The following is an 18357-nucleotide window of genomic DNA, read 5'->3' as shown; positions in this document are numbered from 1 at the left end:
AGGCGAAACAAGGCCTTTCGGTTTATGCTGAGGGGAACAAAAAAGGAGCGATGATGTATACCCTGACCTGGCAACCCCCTTACGACTGGCAATGGATGTTTGGTTTCCTTAGCGCACGTGCGGTAGCGGGCGTAGAGACCGTCACGGACCACTATTACGAGCGCAGTTTCGCCTGCGAGGGGCATCAGGGGATATTTCGCGTTACGCCGGACAGCCAAACCCCTACGCTTGCCGTGACGCTCAGCCCGGGCTTGATTCCGGTTGCGCAGACCTGCCTTGAGCGTATCGGGCGACTTTTCGATCTTGGCTGCGATCCTCAGGCGATCCGCTCGACACTGGGGGATCTGGGGGCCGCACGGCCAGGCTTACGGTTGCCGGGGGCGATGGATGCCTGGGAGCAGGGTGTGCGGGCGATACTCGGGCAACTGGTTAGCGTGGCGATGGCGGCAAAGCTGGCTTCCCGCGTTGTCGCCCTGTGCGGGGAGCCGGTTGAAGACGCCCCGGGTTATCTCTGCTTCCCGACCCCGCACGCGCTGGCCGCAGCGGACCCGCTGGCGTTGAAAGCGCTTGGAATGCCGGTAAAGCGGGCGGAGTCGATCGTTCACCTGGCTCAGTCTGTGGTGGACGGGACGTTTCCGCTTTCCCCTCCTGCGGATATTGAGGCGGGAATGAAAGCCTTACAGCAGCGGCCCGGAATAGGACGCTGGACGGCAAACTACCTGGCCCTGCGTGGCTGGCAGGCGAAGGACGTTTTTCTGCCGGATGATTATCTGATAAAGCAACGTTTTGCCGGGATGACGCCTGCGCAAATTCGGCGCTACGCCCAGCGCTGGCAGCCCTGGCGCTCGTATGCGTTGCTGCACATCTGGTATACCGACGGCTGGGCGCCATCAGTTGATGGCGAAATAGCTGGTATTAAGCAGTAGATCCAACGGCTGCGGCTCGGCGATGGTGTCGCCGTAAATAAAATCAATGCCGATGCCGGAGAGCGTGTCCATCATGATGGGCTGGTTACACGGACCAGCGATGGTTTTCATGCCCAGGCGCTGGGCGTGCCCCTGAACGATCGTCACCATCATCTCATCCATCAGGTTGCCATAAACATTCGTCACCATTTCCGTATCAAGCATCAGATAATCGGCCATATTGGCGCTGAGGTGGCTAAAGACGTTCATATCGCGTCCCACCTGGCTGAGCACGACGCGGCAGCCAGCATGGCGAAGCTTTTGCAGGCCTTGCTGCAGGTTCTTATCCGGGTTACATACCACGTCGGCAGCGATAACCAGATGCAGCAGACGGCCTGGCATGGGGCTCTTCTCCAGCAGGTCGACAAGTTCATCAACCAGCGTGACGCTTGCTAAACCTGCTTCAGACAGCGGAAGCGCGACCCCCATGCCTTTGTGGGCGACCTGTGCGGCGGAGGTGCGGAAAAACTCGTTGAAGATACGTCTGTCAAGGGCGTGCAACAGTTCAGGCTCCGCAAGTCCGGAGCGGAACGCATGCTCTTCCTGCACTTCGCCCTGGCTGGTCCACAGGCGTAATGAAATCAGCCAGAAGTTGCAGCTTTCCGGTATCCGTGGAGACGCGACGCTGCGGGCAATCATCATCAGGTGATTGTCTTTAATCATGTGCCACTGCTCATCAAGCGACATCATGCTGCGCATGCCGTGGTCCCGTTCCTGCTGGGGTTCGTAAACCGTGACGACGCCGCGTCCGCTGTTTTTCGAGGCGTAACAGGCGATATCCGCCTGTGACATGATTTCTGAAGCCTGATGGTTATTTTCATCAATCAGAGTGATACCCGCGCTGGCGCCGATCCGGTGCAGACGTCCTTCCCACATAAAGTGATAGTCATTGATGGTGTTAATCAGGCGGCCGGTAATATAACGCGCGCTTTCGATATTGCAGTCCGGGAGCAACAACCCGAATTCGTCCCCGCCGAGACGAGCCAGCACGTCGCTGGAGCGGAGCATGGTCAACATTAATGACGAAAGCTCCCGCAGCAGAGCATCACCCGCCGCATGGCCTGCGGTGTCGTTGACGGCTTTAAAACGATCGAGATCGATAAACACCAGCGCATGACGCTGGCGTGTCTCCTGTACGGTCTGTAAGAGCCGTTTGAGGTGATTTTCGAAACTGACCCGGTTTGCGAGGTGGGTGAGGGCATCGTGCGAGGCACTGTAACTGAGCTGACGTAGCATTTTGCGCGATTCCGTCACGTCCTGAATTACGATCACGGAGCCAATGTTCTGCCCGTCCAGCGTACTGAGCGGGGTGATGCTGTAATGGATATCGTAGTTGCCGCCGGTACGGCAGTTCAGCACCACGTCCTGGTCTATATCGGAACGGGACATATCGCCGCTGTGAATATTCTCCATCAGCGGTCCCTTTTCACCAAAGGTGATGTGCAACACCTTCAGGACTGGCTGCCCGATAGCCTCGGTCTGCAGCCAGCCGCTCATCTTCTCGGCAACCGGGTTCATAAAGGTGACATTCATGTCGATATCGGTACACAACACCGCTTCGCCGATGGAATCGAGGGTAATGTGCAAACGCTCTTTTTCCTGGAACAGCGCTTCGTTGAGCTGCTTCACCTCGGTCATGTCCATGTTGATGCCGAGCAGGCGTTCGACTTCACCCTGTTTGTTCAGTACCCGGTTCGCCAGAGAGCGTATATGGCGCACGCCTTCTTTAACACGAATGCGGAACTCAAGCTTAAACGGCAAACGTGAAATGAGGGAATCCCTGAGCACCTTTTCAGCGTGAGCGCGGTCTTCCGGGAGCATCGTTTCGTGCCAGAGTTGCCAGGTGGGCTTGATGTGCGGCGGGATCTCATACAGCTCAAACATCCGCTTATCCCAGCTGATAATGTCTGGCTCCAGATCCCACTCCCAGATGCCGATACCGCCCGCTTCGTTGGCGAGGGTGATGCGCTCCATCAGGCGTTTATTGACCCACTCGGTCTGCTTCAGGTCGTTAATATCTTCAATCTGGGCGATAAAATAGAGCGGTGAACCGTCGGTGTGGCGCACCACGGAGACGGCAAGCAGGGCCCAGACCACTTCACCATTGCGGGTGTAGTAACGCTTCTCAAGGGTGTAGGTGTTGATGTCGCCGTTGACCAGCTGCTCCAGCTGTTCGAGATCGGTATTCAAATCTTCCGGCCAGGTTAACTGTTGGAAGGTGAGGGCCTGAAGCTCCGTCTGGCTGTATCCCAGGAAGTTACACAGGGCTTTATTGGCCTGAAGCCACTGCCCCTCAATGCTGACCAGCGCCATGCCGATGGCGGAATACTCCATTGCGTTACGAAAACGCGCTTCACTTTCGGTGATATGTTTGCGTTCGGCGCGAAAGGCATACATCACCATGGTCATAATATTGGCCGGCAACAGCATCATCAAAAAGGGCAGCCAGGGCGCGTTTAGCGTCACCAGCAGGTTTTGCGGCGTCATGGATGCAGGGTTACGCGTCATGATCAGCGAGACCACCATCACGGTGACCAGAAACACCAGAAACGCCTCCATTCGTGGCAGGCGCACGGCGCTCCACATAAGCAGAACGATAACGCAGGTGAAGGGCCACGGCAGCCAGGTAATCGCCATCCAACTGAGAGCAAGCGTCACGGCCATGGTGGCGAGCGTTTCCAGCAGCAATTTTGGGTTGCGGTGACGCAGCAGATAATGAGGTTTAAACAGTAACCCTAACGGCACCAGCGCCAGCGCGCCAATGGCTTCTGATAACACCCAGACGAGGAAATTACGCAGCGGCTCCGGACCCGGCACCAGAAGATACACCAGCACCCCGCCAACCAGCGGTGGCACCAGCGCACTGCCGATGGACAGACGGATCCAGTCATTCAGATTCTGCAGGGGGTTATACCACGGGAGCAGTTTACGCAGTAACACCGCGCCAATCACGGCTTCAACCACGTTGATAACGGTATAGGTCGGGTTGATCGACGACCAGGAGAAAAGCATCCACGCGGCCAGGATATTGCCAAACGAGCAGGCCAGAGCGATACCCGGCCACATCTTTCCTGCATGACGGTAAAAGGCCACCATCATGATGGCGGTAGGGAACCAGAGCGGGGCGAGCAGGGTGCCGAAGCGGGTCAGCTCCAGCGAAAATAAGGTAAAGATAAAGGTGACCAGGCCCAGACAGACAAGTCGCAATAAAGGATGTGGGGTGGTAACCAAAACCCGCTGGTATTGTTTATTCATTACCGCTTTATCCAGAGACGCCATGCCGTCAGGAGAGAAGTCCGGACGAGTGAATTTGATAATTTGGTTTATGCTAGTACAAACAATTTACAATTCATATGGCGACTGCTCATAATTTGACATCATAGACTTATTAAATAGTTACTCGGTAAAAAATCCCCGGCAAACGCTGAAAAAACGTGCGTTTAAATTTCACAAAGGGATCATTTCGTCGCTTTTCACCCTGTCTCGCAGAACCTGCGCTTTCGACTGGTATCATGCCCGCGAAATCCCTATAATTGCCGCGTTTGACGCTCCGGCGTCGTCCTTCCTTAACATCCAGGTTAATCAGGTCGCTAAATTTATGACTGATAAGTCTCATCAGTGCGTCATTATAGGCATCGCCGGCGCATCGGCTTCAGGTAAAAGTCTTATTGCCAGTACGCTTTACCGCGAACTGCGTGAACAAGTTGGTGATGAGCATATCGGCGTCATTCCCGAAGACAGCTATTACAAAGATCAATCCCATCTGTCGATGGAAGAACGCGTAAAAACTAACTATGACCATCCTAATGCGATGGATCACAGCTTACTGTTCCAGCATTTAGAAGCACTTAAAAGCGGCCAGGCAATTGAACTTCCCGTCTATAGTTATGTAGAACATACCCGTACGCAGGAAACGATCCGTATCGAACCGAAGAAGGTCATTATCCTTGAAGGTATTTTGCTTCTGACCGACTCCCGTCTGCGTGAATCAATGAACTTCTCGATTTTCGTCGATACGCCGCTGGATATCTGCCTGATGCGCCGCATTAAGCGTGACGTGAATGAGCGTGGACGTTCGATGGACTCCGTGATGGCGCAATACCAGAAAACTGTCCGCCCGATGTTCCTGCAATTCATTGAACCATCCAAGCAATACGCCGATATCATCGTGCCTCGCGGCGGTAAAAACCGCATAGCCATTGATATCTTAAAAGCGAAAATCAGCCAGTTTTTTGAATAAGCCGCGCGAATTGTGTACCGTTCAGGGATAACCTGGTTTTGCCCTGAGTCTTTATGGCTTCAGGGTACGATGCATGAAAGGAGAAAGTGCGATGCGTCTTTGTGATCGCGATATTGAAGCCTGGCTGGATGAAGGCCGTCTGTCTATTACACCACGTCCACCCGTGGAGCGTATCAATGGTGTGACTGTTGATGTGCGCCTGGGAAATAAATTCCGCACCTTTAGCGGCCATACCGCACCGTTCATCGACCTTAGCGGGCCGAAGGATGAAGTCAGCGCCGCGCTTGATCGCGTGATGAGTGATGAAATCGTTATTGACGAGGGCGAAGCCTTTTATCTGCATCCGGGTGAACTGGCGCTGGCGGTGACCTATGAATCCGTGACGCTGCCTGCGGACCTGGTCGGCTGGCTTGATGGCCGTTCTTCTCTGGCGCGACTGGGGTTGATGGTTCACGTGACCGCGCACCGTATCGATCCAGGCTGGTCGGGCCGTATCGTGCTCGAGTTCTTCAATGCCGGTAAACTGCCTCTGGCACTGCGTCCGGGGATGATGATCGGTGCGCTGAGCTTTGAACCGCTAACCGGTCCGGCAGATCGTCCTTATAACCGCCGTCAGGACGCTAAATATCGCGACCAGCAGGGTGCGGTCGCGAGCCGTATTGATAAAGACTGATCGTTAGTCCACTGAGGATGCTATGAGAAGAGTTCTGACAACGCTGATGATTTTGCTGGTGGTTCTGGTTGCTGGCCTTTCGGCGTTAGTCCTGCTTGTTAACCCTAATGATTTCCGTGCTTACATGGTGCGGCAGGTCGAAGCGCGTAGTGGTTATCAACTGAAGCTTGATGGGCCGCTGCGCTGGCACGTCTGGCCGCAACTCAGCATTCTCTCAGGCCGCATGTCGTTAACCGCGCCGGGTGCCTCCCAGCCGCTGGTCTCTGCCGATAACATGCGTCTTGATGTGGCGTTGATCCCGCTCTTTTCACACCAGTTGCAGGTCGACCAGGTGATGCTGAAAGGGGCGGTGATTCAGCTGACGCCGCAAACTGAAGCCGTGCGTGACTCGGATGCACCGGTCGCCCCGCGGGAAAATACGCTGCCCGACGAGCCGACGGATACGGGCTGGTCATTTGATATAGCCAAACTGAAAGTCGCCGACAGCGTGCTGGTTTTCCAGCATGAGTCCGACGAGCAGGTAACCGTCCGTAACATCAACCTGAAGATGGAGCAGGACGACCATCATGTTGCCTCGCTGGAGTTTAGCGGAAGGCTGAACCGCGATCAGCGCGATCTGAATCTGTCGCTGAACGCCAACGTGAATGCCTCAGATTACCCCCATCAGCTCACGGCGGATATTCAGCAACTGAACTGGCAACTGACGGGAGCCGATCTTCCTGCCCAGGGGATCACCGGTCAGGGAACGCTGCAGGCCGTGTGGCGCGAAGAGCAAAAACAGCTTGAGCTGGATAACCTCAATCTGCAGGCGAACGACAGCAGTCTGACAGGGCAGGCGAGCGTCACGCTTGAGGAGAAGCCGAAGTGGGTAATGAATCTGCAGTTTGACAAGCTCAATCTGGAGAACTTACTTCCGCCTCAGCCAGCAGGTGCAACCGACGGTAACGCTGCTCAGAATGGGCAAAGCCAGCCGTCCAAGCCGCGTCCGGTCATCTCCTCGAGTCTTGATCAGCCAGACTATAACGGTCTTCGTGGATTCACGGCCGATATCTTACTGAAAGCTAACAGCCTGCGCTGGCGCGGTATCGATTTTACCGACGTGAGCAGCCAGATGTTTAACCATAACGGTTTGCTGGTGATCTCCGAACTGAGCGGCAAAATGGGTGCCGGACATCTTTCTCTGCCGGGCACGCTGGACGTGCGTAAAGAGACGGCCAGCGCCGAATTCCAGCCGCGTCTCGACAACGTTGAGATTGGTACCATCCTTAAAGCCTTTAATTACCCGATCTCCTTAACGGGCCAATTGACGCTGGCGGGTGACTTCTCGGGGACGAAGATTGATGCTGAGGCTTTCCGCCGCGAATGGCAGGGGCAGGCTCATCTTGACCTGAAAGATTCCCGTATGGAAGGGCTTAACTTCCAGCAGCTGGTGCAGCAGGCGGTGGAGCGCAGCAGTGATGTTAAAGCCCAGGAAAACTACGACAGCGCAACGCGCCTCGACAGCTTTACCACTGACCTGACGCTGGACAACGGGCAGCTCACTCTCGACGGAATGCAGGGGACCTCTTCACTCCTGTCGTTAACCGGTGAAGGTAAGCTGGATCTGGTGAAAGAGACGGCGGATACCCGATTTAACGTGCGGGTACTTTCCGGCTGGCAGGGTGAAAGTAAACTGATCGACTTCCTTAAAGAGACGCCGGTTCCGCTCACTGTTTATGGCAAATGGCAGGCGCTGAATTACAGCCTTCAGGTGGATCAGATCCTGCGCAAACATCTGCAGGACGAAGCGAAACGTCGTCTGAACGACTGGGCGGATCGGAATAAAGATTCACAGTCAGGGAAGGATGTGAAAAAGCTGTTAGATAAGCTTTGATGCCCGAGCGCCCGGTAGCGCACATGCTACCGGGCAAAACAACTCACTAAACCTCATAGTCCAGTTCTTCTTCATCCCGCAGTGGAATGAGCTGTACCTTCTGTACACGGTGGCTCTCAACCTGCAACGTTTTAAGCAGATAGTCGCCCACCTGAACCTCTTCTCCCTGTTGCGGGATACGCTGCAAATATTCCATCAGCAGACCGGCAATAGTGTGATACTCGCGTTTTTCATCCAGCGGTAGCGGCACATATTGCACCAGGTCTTCCAGCGGCATATGGCCGTTCGCCGTCCACGACCCGTCGGCATTTTTCTGGATGTCGTGGCGCGCATCAATCTCATCCACCTCGTTGGGCAAATTACCGGCGATGGTTTCCATGACGTCGCTGAGCGTGACAAGTCCTTCAACGGAACCGAATTCATCCACCACAAAGGCAAAGTGAGTACGCGCGTTACGGAACTGCTCAAGAGCAGAAAGCAGCTGCAGTCCCTCAGGGAAGACCAGCGGCTGGCGTACCAGGGCGCGCAGATTGAGTGCTTCAGCGTGCAGCTGCTGTTGCAGCAGGTCGATGACGTGCACCACGCCCAGCAACTCCTCTTCCTCTTCGCCGCCGGTGACAACCACGCGGGTGTGCTGGTTTTTATCCAGCAGGGCGCGAATGTGCTCCTCCGGTGCCGTCAGGTCGATATGCTCAATGTCATGCCGTGATGTCATGATGCTGCTGACCGTCCGCTGATTCAGATTGAGCACCCGCTCAATCATCAGTCGCTCCTGCGGATTAAAGATCAGCCCGTCACTGTGATCGGCAAGCATCGCGGCGGATTCCGCATCCAGTTCTGCATCCTCTTTTTTCCCGCTCAGCAGGCGCATGACCGTGTCGGCCGTGCGTTGACGTAACGTCTGATTTGCTGAGAGGAAGCGGCGACGGTTGAATATCGCCAGCTGGTTCAGCGCTTCAATCATTACTGAGAAACCAATGGCGGCATACAGATAGCCTTTCGGAATGTGGAATCCAAACCCGTCTGCCACCAGGCTAAAGCCAATCATCAGCAGGAAACTCAGGCAGAGAATAACAATGGTCGGGTGGCTGTTAACGAACCGGGTCAGGGCTTTACTTGCCATCACCATCAGCGTGATGGCAATGATCACTGCGGCCATCATCACGGCCAGGTGGTCAACCATCCCGACGGCGGTGATCACCGAGTCCAGTGAGAAGACGGCGTCCAGCACCACGATTTGCGCCACCACAGGCCAGAATTTTGCCCCGCGTCGCTGGGTCGGGTTTTCACTGTCTTTGCCTTCGAGCCGCTCATTAAGTTCAACTGTCGCTTTAAACAGCAGGAACAAGCCACCGAAGAGCATGATCAGGTCACGGGCGCTGAAGCTCAGGCCGTGAACGGAGAACAGAGGCTGTGTCAGCGTGACCAGCCAGGAGATAGAGGCCAGCAGCAGCAACCGCATCACCATCGCCAAAAGCAGGCCCGTTACGCGAGCGCGGTCACGCTGAGAAGGGGGCAGTTTTTCGGCGAGGATGGCGATAAAGACCAGATTATCAATACCGAGCACCAATTCGATGACGACCAGCGTCACCAGTCCGGCCCAGATTGATGGATCGGCAATCCATTCCATAGTAATAGCAATACCTTCTGTTATATGACGAATGTCACACTTCGATCATGGATAAAGCGGCGGGAAATTGCAATGCCGGGCTGAGATTTCTCTTAATAAGGCCGAACAAAAAGAGAGCAATACGCTGGCGCTGTAAATAAGGTAATTACGTATATTTTATTACGCACAGTACATTTTAGGATATATCGCAATTAATGGTTTTTATTGTTGCTTTGTCAATATAAAGAAAATCCTAAAAGGTCAAAACTTTGCTCTTAATATTAATCTTAAAAACAGTTATTAGGACAGTTGTCTCCTTGCCTGCTATTAGGTTAGCTGCAACAATTCCTCCAGCATCAAATGTTAAATCTCCTTGTTGCTATTATTGTTTCGGTCTTCAGGAATGGTTATTGATTATCCGTCGGGCGTTTTTGCGGCTGATATATTTCCAGAAGACCTTGTTCAAGAGGGTGTCTATCCATAACACATTGTTTAGTCAGTGGATTGGTAACTGAAAGCCAAGGGCGGTAGCGTGCCTGAAAGCGTGTGAATCAGCCTCGATTATTCTGTCAATAGCCAATGGATGAATAAGCTTTTTTTAGGACTGATGCCAGTTATATTTCTATTTGATTAACTGCATGCTGAAACCCAATACGACCCGGCTTATTTTAAATTGCACAGGATAATTACTCTGCCAAAGTGATAAATAATCAATGATGAAATCCAAAATGAAATTGATGCCATTATTGGTGTCTGTGACCTTGATGAGTGGTTGTACGGTCTTTCCCGGCAGCAATATGTCAACAATGGGTAAGGATGTGATCAAGCAGCAGGATGCCGATTTTGATCTCGACAAAATGGTGAATGTTTATCCACTCACGCCACGTCTGGTCGAACAATTACGTCCACGTCCGAATGTTGCTCAGCCGAATATGTCTCTGGATCAGGAGATTGCCTCCTACCAGTACCGCGTGGGGCCGGGTGATGTCATCAACGTCACCGTCTGGGACCACCCTGAACTGACCACACCAGCGGGCCAGTACCGTAGCTCAAGCGACACCGGTAACTGGGTACAGTCAGACGGCACCATGTTCTATCCCTATATTGGCAAGGTACACGTTGCCGGGAAAACGCTCGCCGAAATCCGCAGTGATATTACCGGCCGCTTAGCGCAGTACATCGCCGATCCGCAGGTGGACGTTAATATCGCCGCATTCCGCTCGCAAAAAGCCTATATCTCCGGACAGGTGAATAAATCCGGTCAACAGGCCATCACCAACGTACCGCTGACCGTTCTGGATGCCATTAACGCCGCTGGTGGTTTAACCGACGGTGCCGACTGGCGCAACGTGGTTCTGACGCACAACGGCAAAGAGCAGCGCATTTCGCTGCAGGCGCTGATGCAAAACGGTGACCTGACTCAGAACCGTCTGCTCTATCCGGGCGACATTCTCTACGTACCGCGCAATGACGATCTGAAAGTGTTCGTGATGGGCGAAGTTAAGAAACAGAGCACCCTCAAAATGGACTTCAGCGGCATGACCCTGACCGAAGCGCTGGGTAATGCAGAGGGTATTGATCTGACCACCTCCAACGCCACCGGTATCTTCGTGATCCGTCCGCTGAAAGGTGAGGGCAGTGCGAAAGGCAAGATTGCCAACATCTACCAGCTGGATATGTCCGATGCGACGTCTCTGGTGATGGCAACGGAGTTCCGTCTCCAGCCATACGATGTGGTGTATGTCACCACCGCACCGGTTGCCCGCTGGAACCGTCTGATCAACCAGTTGCTGCCAACCATCAGTGGCGTTCGCTACATGACGGATACGGCGCGCGACATTCATACCTGGTAATCCGCGATGTTTAACAAAATTCTGGTGGTATGCGTGGGGAACATTTGCCGTTCCCCCACGGCTGAACGGCTGCTGAAACTCTACCAGCCCGAACTGACCGTTGAATCCGCAGGGCTGGGTGCGCTGGTCGGTAAAGGTGCCGATGAGCGCGCAACGAGCGTGGCCCGCGATCATAACCTTTCTCTCGACGGGCACATCGCCCGTCAGGTCACCGGCCGTATGTGCCGGGAGTATGACCTGATCCTGACGATGGAAAAACGCCATATCCATGCGCTGTGTGATATCGCACCGGAGATGCGCGGCAAGGTGATGCTGTTTGGTCACTGGGACAATGAACGCGAAATCCCCGATCCATATCGCAAAAGCCATGAGGCCTTCGAGGCGGTATACACCTTACTTGACCAGTCTGCCCGTCAGTGGGCGCAGGCACTGAAAGTTCAGCAGGGATAACAATGACAGAAAAAACAAAACCTTCTGCCGCCCCGACTTCGGGCAGTGATGAAATCGATATTGGTCGCCTGGTCGGCACCGTCGTAGAGGCAAAGTGGTGGGTGCTTGGGATCACCGCCGTGTTTGCCGCGGCGGCCGTCGTCTATACGCTGTTTGCGACGCCCATCTACAGTGCCGATGCGCTGGTGCAGATTGAGCAGAATACCGGTAACTCGCTGGTGCAGGACATTGGCTCCGCACTGGCGAACAAACCGCCGGCCTCCGATGCGGAAATTCAGCTGATCCAGTCGCGCCTGGTTCTGGGTAAAACCGTTCACGACCTCGGCCTTGATATCTCCGTCACCAAAAATACCTTCCCGATCTTTGGTGCCGGCTGGGACCGTCTGATGGGACGCAGCAACGACACGGTCAAAGTGACTGACTTTGTGCTGCCAAAAGGAAGCGCGGATCAGACCTTTACCCTGACGGTGTTAGGCCCGAAACAGTACCAGTTGACCAGCGATGCGGGCTTTAGCGCGCGCGGTGAAGTGGGGCAGATGCTGACGAAAGAGGGTGTCAGCATGATGGTCAGCGCGATCCACGCCCAGGAGGGCGGTGAATTTACCGTGACCAAATTCTCCACGCTGGGAATGATTAACAATCTGCAGAACAACCTGACCGTCACCGAAAACGGCAAGGACACCGGTGTCCTGAGCATGACCTTTACCGGTGAAGATAAGGATCAGATCCGCGACATCCTCAACAGCATCACCCGTAACTATCTTGAGCAGAACGTTGAGCGTAAATCGGCTGAAGCAGCGAAAAGCCTGGCATTCCTCGCCAAACAGCTTCCGGAAGTCCGCGCCCGTCTGGATGATGCCGAGAACAAGCTGAACGCCTATCGTCAGGATAAAGACTCTGTCGACCTGCCGCTGGAAGCGAAATCCGTTCTCGACTCGATGGTTAACATTGATGCGCAGCTTAACGAGCTGACCTTCAAAGAAGCGGAGATTTCCAAGCTTTATACCAAGCGTCACCCGGCCTACCGTACGCTGCTTGAGAAACGCCGCACGCTGGAAGAAGAGAAGGCGAAACTCAACGACCGCGTCACTGCGATGCCTAAAACGCAGCAGGAAATCGTACGTCTGACCCGCGATGTGGAATCCGGACAGCAGGTGTACATGCAGCTGCTGAATAAACAGCAGGAGCTGAAAATCACCGAAGCCAGTACCGTTGGTGATGTGCGCATCGTTGACCCGGCCATCACCCAGCCTGGGGTGTTGAAGCCGAAGAAAGCCCTCATCATTCTCGGCAGCATTATTCTGGGTCTTATCCTCTCCATCGTTGGCGTGCTGCTTCGCTCGCTGTTCAACCGTGGAATCGAAAGCCCGCAGGCACTGGAAGAGAGCGGTATCAACGTCTACGCCAGCATCCCGCTGTCGGAGTGGCAAAAATCGCGTGACAGCGTCAAAACCACCAAAGGCGTTAAGCGTTACAAACAAAGTCAGCTGCTGGCAGTGGGTAACCCAACCGATCTGGCCATCGAAGCGATTCGTAGTCTGCGTACCAGTCTGCACTTCGCCATGATGCAGGCCAAAAACAATGTTCTGATGCTGACCGGTGTCAGCCCGTCAATTGGTAAGACCTTTGTCTGTGCCAACCTGGCGGCGGTGGTGAGCCAGATCAATAAACGGGTACTGCTGATCGACTGTGATATGCGTAAGGGCTATACCCACGAACTGCTGGGTACCAATAACGTCAACGGGCTGTCGGAAATCCTGCTGGGCAAAGGTGAGATTAGCCAGAGTGCAAAACCGACGACGGTGCCGAAGTTTGACCTTATTCCGCGTGGTCAGGTGCCGCCAAATCCATCAGAGCTGCTGATGAGTGAACGTTTTAGCGAGCTGGTGGAGTGGGCGAGCAAAAACTATGACCTGGTGTTGATTGATACCCCACCAATTCTGGCGGTGACCGATGCCGCCATTGTGGGCCGCCATGCCGGCACCACGCTGATGGTGGCGCGTTACGCGGTGAACACGCTGAAGGAAGTGGAAACCAGCCTGAGCCGCTTCGAGCAAAACGGAATTGAAGTGAAAGGGGTGATCCTGAACTCCATCTTCCGTCGTGCGACCGGTTACCAGGATTACGGTTACTACGAGTACGAATACAAGTCTGACAGTCACTAATCGTTAGCTTTCGGGGAAGACCATGACTACACAACGCCCTTTAGTTTCTATTTATATGCCGACATGGAATCGTCAGCAGCTGGCGATCCGCGCAATAAAATCTGTGCTGCGACAGGATTACGATAACTGGGAACTGATCATCGTTGATGACTGTTCTTCCTCGTACGAACAGCTGCAAAAGTTTGTGACTGACCTTAACGACCCGCGCGTGGTTTACACGCACAACGAGATTAACTCCGGTGCGTGCGCGGTGCGTAACCAGGCGATTATGCAGGCTAAAGGCCAGTATCTGACCGGCATCGACGACGATGACGAATGGACGCCGAACCGTCTGTCGATCTTCCTGTCGCACAAAGCACAGCTGGTGACGCATGCGTTTTTGTATGCCAACGACTATGTCTGTCAGGGTGAAGTTTACTCGCAGCCTGCCAGCCTGCCGTTGTACCCGAAATCGCCTTACTCACGCCGCCTGTTCTATAAACGCAACATCATCGGTAATCAGGTCTTTACCTGGGCGTGGCGCTTTAAGGAGTGCCTGTTCGATACCGAGCTGAAGGCTGCGCAGGATTACGACATCTTCCTGCGCATGGTGATGGAGTATGGCGAGCCGTGGAAGGTGGAAGAGGCGACGCAGATCCTGCATATCAATCACGGGGAGATGCAAATCACCTCGTCGCCGAAGAAATTCTCTGGTTACTTCCACTTTTACCGCAAGCACAAGGACAAGTTCGACCGTGCCAGCCGGAAGTATCAGCTGTTTACCCTCTATCAGATCCGCAATAAGCGCATGAACTGGCGCACGCTGCTCACGTTGTTGTCCGTGCGTAACGGCAAGCGTCTGGCTGATGGACTTCGGGGGAAATAATGTTTCTGGAAGATTGCCGCGCTAACAGCTGGAGCCTGCGCCCGTGCTGCATGGTTCTGGCGTACCGCATCGCGCATTTTTGCTCGGTGTGGCGCAAGAAAAATGTTTTAAACAATCTCTGGGCGGCACCGGTGCTGGTGCTGTACCGCATCATTACTGAATGTTTTTTTGGTTATGAAATTCAGGCCGCTGCCACCATTGGTCGCCGTTTTACCATTCATCACGGTTATGCCGTGGTGATCAACAAATTCGTTGTAGCCGGTGATGATTTCACTATTCGCCACGCCGTCACCATCGGTAACCGTGGGCCCGACAGCCTGGCCTGCCCGGTGATTGGCAATAACGTCGAGCTGGGCGCGAACGTGGTCATCATTGGCGACATCACGATTGGTAACAACGTCACGATAGGCGCAGGCAGCGTGGTGCTGGACAGTATTCCGGATAACGCGCTGGTGGTGGGTGAGAAAGCCCGCGTGAAGGTGATCAAATGAACATTCTGCAATTTAACGTCCGTCTCGCAGAGGGCGGGGCGGCCGGTGTGGCGCTGGATCTTCACCAGCGCGCGCTGCAAAAAGGACTTCAGTCTCGTTTTATTTACGGTTATGGCAAAGGCGGTAAGAAAAGCGTCAGTCACGATAACTACCCGCAGGTGCATAAGCACACGCCGCGCCTGACTTCCGTGGCCAACATTGCCTTGTTCCGCCTGTTTAACCGCGATCTGTTTGGCAATCTTAATACCCTTTATCGCACCGTGACGCGCTCCCAGGGGCCGGTTGTGCTGCATTTCCACGTACTTCACAGCTACTGGCTGAATCTGGAAGAGGTGGTGGCGTTTTGCCAGAAGGTGCAGGCCCACAAACCGGATACCCGCTTCGTCTGGACGCTGCACGATCACTGGAGCGTGACCGGTCGCTGCGCCTTTACCGACGGGTGTGAAGGCTGGAAAAGCAACTGCCAGAAGTGCCCGACGCTGAGCAACTACCCGCCGGTGAAAGTGGATCGTGCCCATCAGCTGGTGGCCGGAAAGCGCCAGCTGTTTCGCGACATGCTCTCGCTCGGCTGTACGTTTATCTCCCCAAGCCAGCACGTGGCCGATGCCTTTAACAGTCTGTATGGGGCAGGGCGCTGTCAGATCATCAATAACGGTATCGACGTGGCGACGGAAGCGATTCTGGCCGAACTTACCCCGGTTGCAGAAACCCCGGGTAAACCAAAAATCGCTATCGTTGCGCATGACCTGCGTTACGACGGCAAAACCAATCAGCAGCTGGTGCGCGACATGATGGCGCTGGGTGACAAGATTGAACTGCACACCTTCGGCAAGTTCTCGCCGTTCGAAGGGGCTAACGTGGTGAATCACGGGTTTGAAACAGACAAGCGCAAACTGATGAGCGCCCTCAATGGGATGGATGCGCTGGTATTCAGTTCGCGCGTGGATAACTACCCGCTGATCCTGTGCGAAGCGCTCTCCATCGGTGTGCCGGTGATTGCCACCCACAGCGATGCGGCACGTGAAGTGCTGGAAAAATCGGGCGGGACCACGTTTGCGGAGCATGAGGTGCTGCCTCTGGTGCAACTGCCGAAGGCGCAGATCGCGCAGGCCGTTTTTGGTACCGACCTGGAATCGTTCCGCAACCGCAGCCGCAAGGCCTACAGTGGACAACAGATGCTGGAGGAATATGTCTCGTTCTATCAGAGTCTGTAGTTATCTGCTGCTGCCGCTGATTTACCTGCTGGTCAACGTCAAAATTGCCCAGCTTGGCGAAAGCTTCCCGATAACCATAGTGACCTTCTTGCCCGTTCTGCTTCTGCTGTATGTCGACAAAATCAACCTCAAGAAGCTGATGATGGCCTTAGGGCTGGGCGTGGGTCTGACGCTATTTAACTACATCTTTGGTCAGTCTCTGGATGCCAGTAAATACGTCACCTCCACCATGCTGTTTGTTTATATCGTCATTATTATTGGCATGGTCTGGAGTATTCGTTTCAAGGTTATTTCGCCACACAATTATCGGAAAATCCTTAGGTTCTTTTATATTGCCGTTGCGTTAATTGTTATGCTTGCTGCACTGGAAATGGCGCAAATTATTTTGACCGGTGGCAGTAGCCTGATGGAGATAATTTCGAAATATCTCATTTACAGTAACAGCTATGTATTGAACTTCATCAAGTTTGGCGGAAAGCGTACGACAGCCCTCTATTTTGAACCGGCGTTTTTTGCTCTGGCACTAATCTCAATTTGGCTCAGCATCAAACAGTTTGGTATCAAAACCCCTAAGACCGATGCTATGATTCTTGCAGGAATTGTTCTGTCAGGATCGTTCTCAGGGGTAATGACATTTATCCTGTTTTACCTGCTGGAGTGGGCGTTCCAGTACCTGAACAAAGATGCGATTAAGAAAAAACTGCCGCTGGCGATTATCTCTCTGACAGTATTTATGGTTGGCGTGATATTTGCCTTCCCATACATCTCAGAACGCCTGGGAGATTTGGGAACCGAAGGCTCGTCATCCTATTATCGTATCATTGGTCCACTGGTGATGGTGGGTTATTCCTTAACCCATATCGATGGTGTAGTAAGATTCGGCTCACTTTACGAATATGTTGCATCATTCGGAATCTTTAACGGTGCGGATGTCGGTAAAACCATAGACAATGGCCTGTATCTGTTAATTATCTATTTTTCGTGGTTCGCCGTACTGTTGACACTGTGGTATCTGTTTAAAGTTTTCAAAATGATGATTAACGCGTTTGGTGATAACCAGAACTTTCGCGTGCAGCTTTATCTGTTTACACCGGTGTCGTTGTTTTTTACCGGGTCAATATTTAGCCCGGAATATGCTTTCTTGATTGTCTGTCCGTTTATTCTGCGCAAAGCGCTTAATATTACGAACGTATGACGAAATGAGGTGATTTATGTTTCTTAGCGTCATTACTGTCGCTTTTCGTAATTACGAAGGGGTGGTAAAAACCTGGCGCTCGCTGCGCAACCTGGCGCGCGATCCAAGCCTCACCTTTGAGTGGATTGTGGTCGATGGCGGCTCGAACGATGGTACGGCGGAGTTTCTGGAAAAACTCAACGGTGAGTTCAACTTACGTTTCATCAGCGAGAAAGATAAAGGCATCTACGATGCGATGAATAAAGGCATCGACATGGCGCAAGGCCGTTATGCCATCTTCCTGAATTCCGGTGACGTATTCCATGAGGATGTGGCGTTATTTGCCCGTCAGCTGGCGCGCCAGAAAGAGGATGCGATGTACATTGGCGACGCGCTGCTCGATTTTGGCGATGGCCATAAAGTTTGCCGCAGTGCGAAACCCGGCTGGTATATCTACCACAGTTTGCCTGCCAGCCATCAGGCCATTTTCTTCCCGGTAAAAGGTCTGAAAAAACAGCCTTACGATCTGCAGTATAAAGTTTCTTCAGATTATGCGCTGACTGCCAGCCTGTATAAATCAGGTTACCCGTTCCGTCGAATTAAAGGGCTGGTATCTGAATTTTCAATGGGCGGCGTGTCAACGTCTAATAATCTGGAACTGTGCCAGGATGCCAGAAATGTGCAGCGTAAAATATTAGGCGTGCCGGGGTTCTGGGCGGAATTATCTTATTTATTACGTCTGCGTACCACGGGTAAAACGAAAACCTTATATAACAAAGCCTGAA

At 53.5% G+C, this 18357-nt stretch carries 14 protein-coding genes; 12 read left to right on the top strand and 2 right to left on the bottom strand.

The window, feature by feature from the left end:
- The first annotated feature begins 53 nt into the window (after nt 1–53).
- Nucleotides 54–926, top strand: a complete 873-nt coding sequence (gene alkA, locus JTA15_RS10110) for a DNA-3-methyladenine glycosylase 2 (RefSeq protein WP_032679714.1) — start codon at nt 54–56, stop codon at nt 924–926.
- Here the strand turns inward: alkA and JTA15_RS10105 are convergent.
- The gene (locus JTA15_RS10105; protein WP_032679713.1) at nt 891–4220 is read right to left on the bottom strand and encodes a diguanylate cyclase; all 3330 of its coding nucleotides are present in this window, start codon (nt 4218–4220) and stop codon (nt 891–893) included. The genes alkA and JTA15_RS10105 overlap by 36 nt on opposite strands.
- Before the next feature lie 343 nt (nt 4221–4563).
- Here JTA15_RS10105 and udk point away from each other — a divergent pair, with 343 nt between their 5' ends.
- The 3 genes from udk (at nt 4564) to asmA (ending at nt 7751) form a co-directional block, all read left to right on the top strand.
- Entirely contained in the window at nt 4564–5205 is a 642-nt protein-coding gene (udk, locus tag JTA15_RS10100; RefSeq protein ID WP_020883256.1) for a uridine kinase, read from the top strand.
- Between the two features lie 91 nt (nt 5206–5296).
- The gene (gene dcd / locus JTA15_RS10095) at nt 5297–5878 is read left to right on the top strand and encodes a dCTP deaminase (RefSeq protein ID WP_020883257.1); all 582 of its coding nucleotides are present in this window, start codon (nt 5297–5299) and stop codon (nt 5876–5878) included.
- Between the two features lie 22 nt (nt 5879–5900).
- Nucleotides 5901–7751, top strand: coding sequence for an outer membrane assembly protein AsmA (gene asmA / locus JTA15_RS10090; protein ID WP_032678537.1), 1851 nt, complete (start codon nt 5901–5903; stop codon nt 7749–7751).
- Between the two features lie 46 nt (nt 7752–7797).
- Here asmA and JTA15_RS10085 read toward each other — a convergent pair whose 3' ends face one another.
- Nucleotides 7798–9381: a TerC family protein gene (locus tag JTA15_RS10085; RefSeq protein WP_219373189.1), complete on the bottom strand. Its 1584-nt coding sequence runs from the start codon at nt 9379–9381 to the stop codon at nt 7798–7800.
- Nucleotides 9382–10073: 692 nt separating this feature from the next.
- Between JTA15_RS10085 and JTA15_RS10080 the strand changes: the two genes are divergently transcribed.
- From JTA15_RS10080 to wcaE, 8 genes are read left to right on the top strand one after another with little or no spacing between them, the layout of a single operon-like run.
- Entirely contained in the window at nt 10074–11213 is a 1140-nt protein-coding gene (locus tag JTA15_RS10080; protein WP_014170829.1) for a polysaccharide export protein, read from the top strand.
- Nucleotides 11214–11219: 6 nt separating this feature from the next.
- Nucleotides 11220–11663, top strand: a complete 444-nt coding sequence (gene wzb, locus JTA15_RS10075) for a low molecular weight protein-tyrosine-phosphatase Wzb (protein WP_032678535.1) — start codon at nt 11220–11222, stop codon at nt 11661–11663.
- 2 nt (nt 11664–11665) lie between these two features.
- A complete protein-coding gene (gene wzc / locus JTA15_RS10070; protein ID WP_219373188.1) occupies nt 11666–13828 on the top strand; it encodes a tyrosine-protein kinase Wzc in 2163 nt (720 codons plus the stop codon).
- A gap of 22 nt (nt 13829–13850) precedes the next feature.
- Nucleotides 13851–14693 carry a colanic acid biosynthesis glycosyltransferase WcaA gene (wcaA, locus tag JTA15_RS10065; protein WP_014170826.1) on the top strand — a complete coding sequence of 281 codons (843 nt, stop codon included), beginning with the start codon at nt 13851–13853 and terminating at the stop codon, nt 14691–14693.
- Entirely contained in the window at nt 14693–15184 is a 492-nt protein-coding gene (gene wcaB, locus JTA15_RS10060) for a colanic acid biosynthesis acetyltransferase WcaB (protein ID WP_014170825.1), read from the top strand. Before wcaA ends, wcaB begins: the two co-directional genes overlap by 1 nt.
- A complete protein-coding gene (wcaC, locus tag JTA15_RS10055) occupies nt 15181–16398 on the top strand; it encodes a colanic acid biosynthesis glycosyltransferase WcaC (RefSeq protein WP_014170823.1) in 1218 nt (405 codons plus the stop codon). The genes wcaB and wcaC overlap by 4 nt, the downstream gene beginning before the upstream one ends.
- Nucleotides 16373–17593 (top strand): colanic acid polymerase WcaD, encoded by a 1221-nt coding sequence (gene wcaD / locus JTA15_RS10050; protein WP_020883262.1) that lies wholly within the window; start codon nt 16373–16375, stop codon nt 17591–17593. Before wcaC ends, wcaD begins: the two co-directional genes overlap by 26 nt.
- 16 nt (nt 17594–17609) lie before the next feature.
- Entirely contained in the window at nt 17610–18356 is a 747-nt protein-coding gene (wcaE, locus tag JTA15_RS10045) for a colanic acid biosynthesis glycosyltransferase WcaE (protein ID WP_014170821.1), read from the top strand.
- The last annotated feature ends 1 nt before the right edge of the window (nt 18357 follow it).

Source organism: Enterobacter sp. BIDMC 29, assembly GCF_019378755.1.
In the GTDB taxonomy this organism is placed as follows: domain Bacteria; phylum Pseudomonadota; class Gammaproteobacteria; order Enterobacterales; family Enterobacteriaceae; genus Enterobacter; species Enterobacter ludwigii.
Note: the sequence above shows the minus strand (reverse complement) of the source record. Positions and strands in the feature narration are given on the sequence as shown.

Bases quoted from the DNA above. Each gene is read 5' to 3' on its own strand.
- alkA (WP_032679714.1), top strand. From the start codon at position 54: ATGTATACCCTGACCTGGCAACCCCCTTACGACTGGCAATGGATGTTT.
- JTA15_RS10105 (WP_032679713.1), bottom strand. From the start codon at position 4,220: ATGAATAAACAATACCAGCGGGTTTTGGTTACCACCCCACATCCTTTA.
- udk (WP_020883256.1), top strand. From the start codon at position 4,564: ATGACTGATAAGTCTCATCAGTGCGTCATTATAGGCATCGCCGGCGCA.
- dcd (WP_020883257.1), top strand. From the start codon at position 5,297: ATGCGTCTTTGTGATCGCGATATTGAAGCCTGGCTGGATGAAGGCCGT.
- asmA (WP_032678537.1), top strand. From the start codon at position 5,901: ATGAGAAGAGTTCTGACAACGCTGATGATTTTGCTGGTGGTTCTGGTT.
- JTA15_RS10085 (WP_219373189.1), bottom strand. From the start codon at position 9,381: ATGGAATGGATTGCCGATCCATCAATCTGGGCCGGACTGGTGACGCTG.
- JTA15_RS10080 (WP_014170829.1), top strand. From the start codon at position 10,074: ATGATGAAATCCAAAATGAAATTGATGCCATTATTGGTGTCTGTGACC.
- wzb (WP_032678535.1), top strand. From the start codon at position 11,220: ATGTTTAACAAAATTCTGGTGGTATGCGTGGGGAACATTTGCCGTTCC.
- wzc (WP_219373188.1), top strand. From the start codon at position 11,666: ATGACAGAAAAAACAAAACCTTCTGCCGCCCCGACTTCGGGCAGTGAT.
- wcaA (WP_014170826.1), top strand. From the start codon at position 13,851: ATGACTACACAACGCCCTTTAGTTTCTATTTATATGCCGACATGGAAT.
- wcaB (WP_014170825.1), top strand. From the start codon at position 14,693: ATGTTTCTGGAAGATTGCCGCGCTAACAGCTGGAGCCTGCGCCCGTGC.
- wcaC (WP_014170823.1), top strand. From the start codon at position 15,181: ATGAACATTCTGCAATTTAACGTCCGTCTCGCAGAGGGCGGGGCGGCC.
- wcaD (WP_020883262.1), top strand. From the start codon at position 16,373: ATGTCTCGTTCTATCAGAGTCTGTAGTTATCTGCTGCTGCCGCTGATT.
- wcaE (WP_014170821.1), top strand. From the start codon at position 17,610: ATGTTTCTTAGCGTCATTACTGTCGCTTTTCGTAATTACGAAGGGGTG.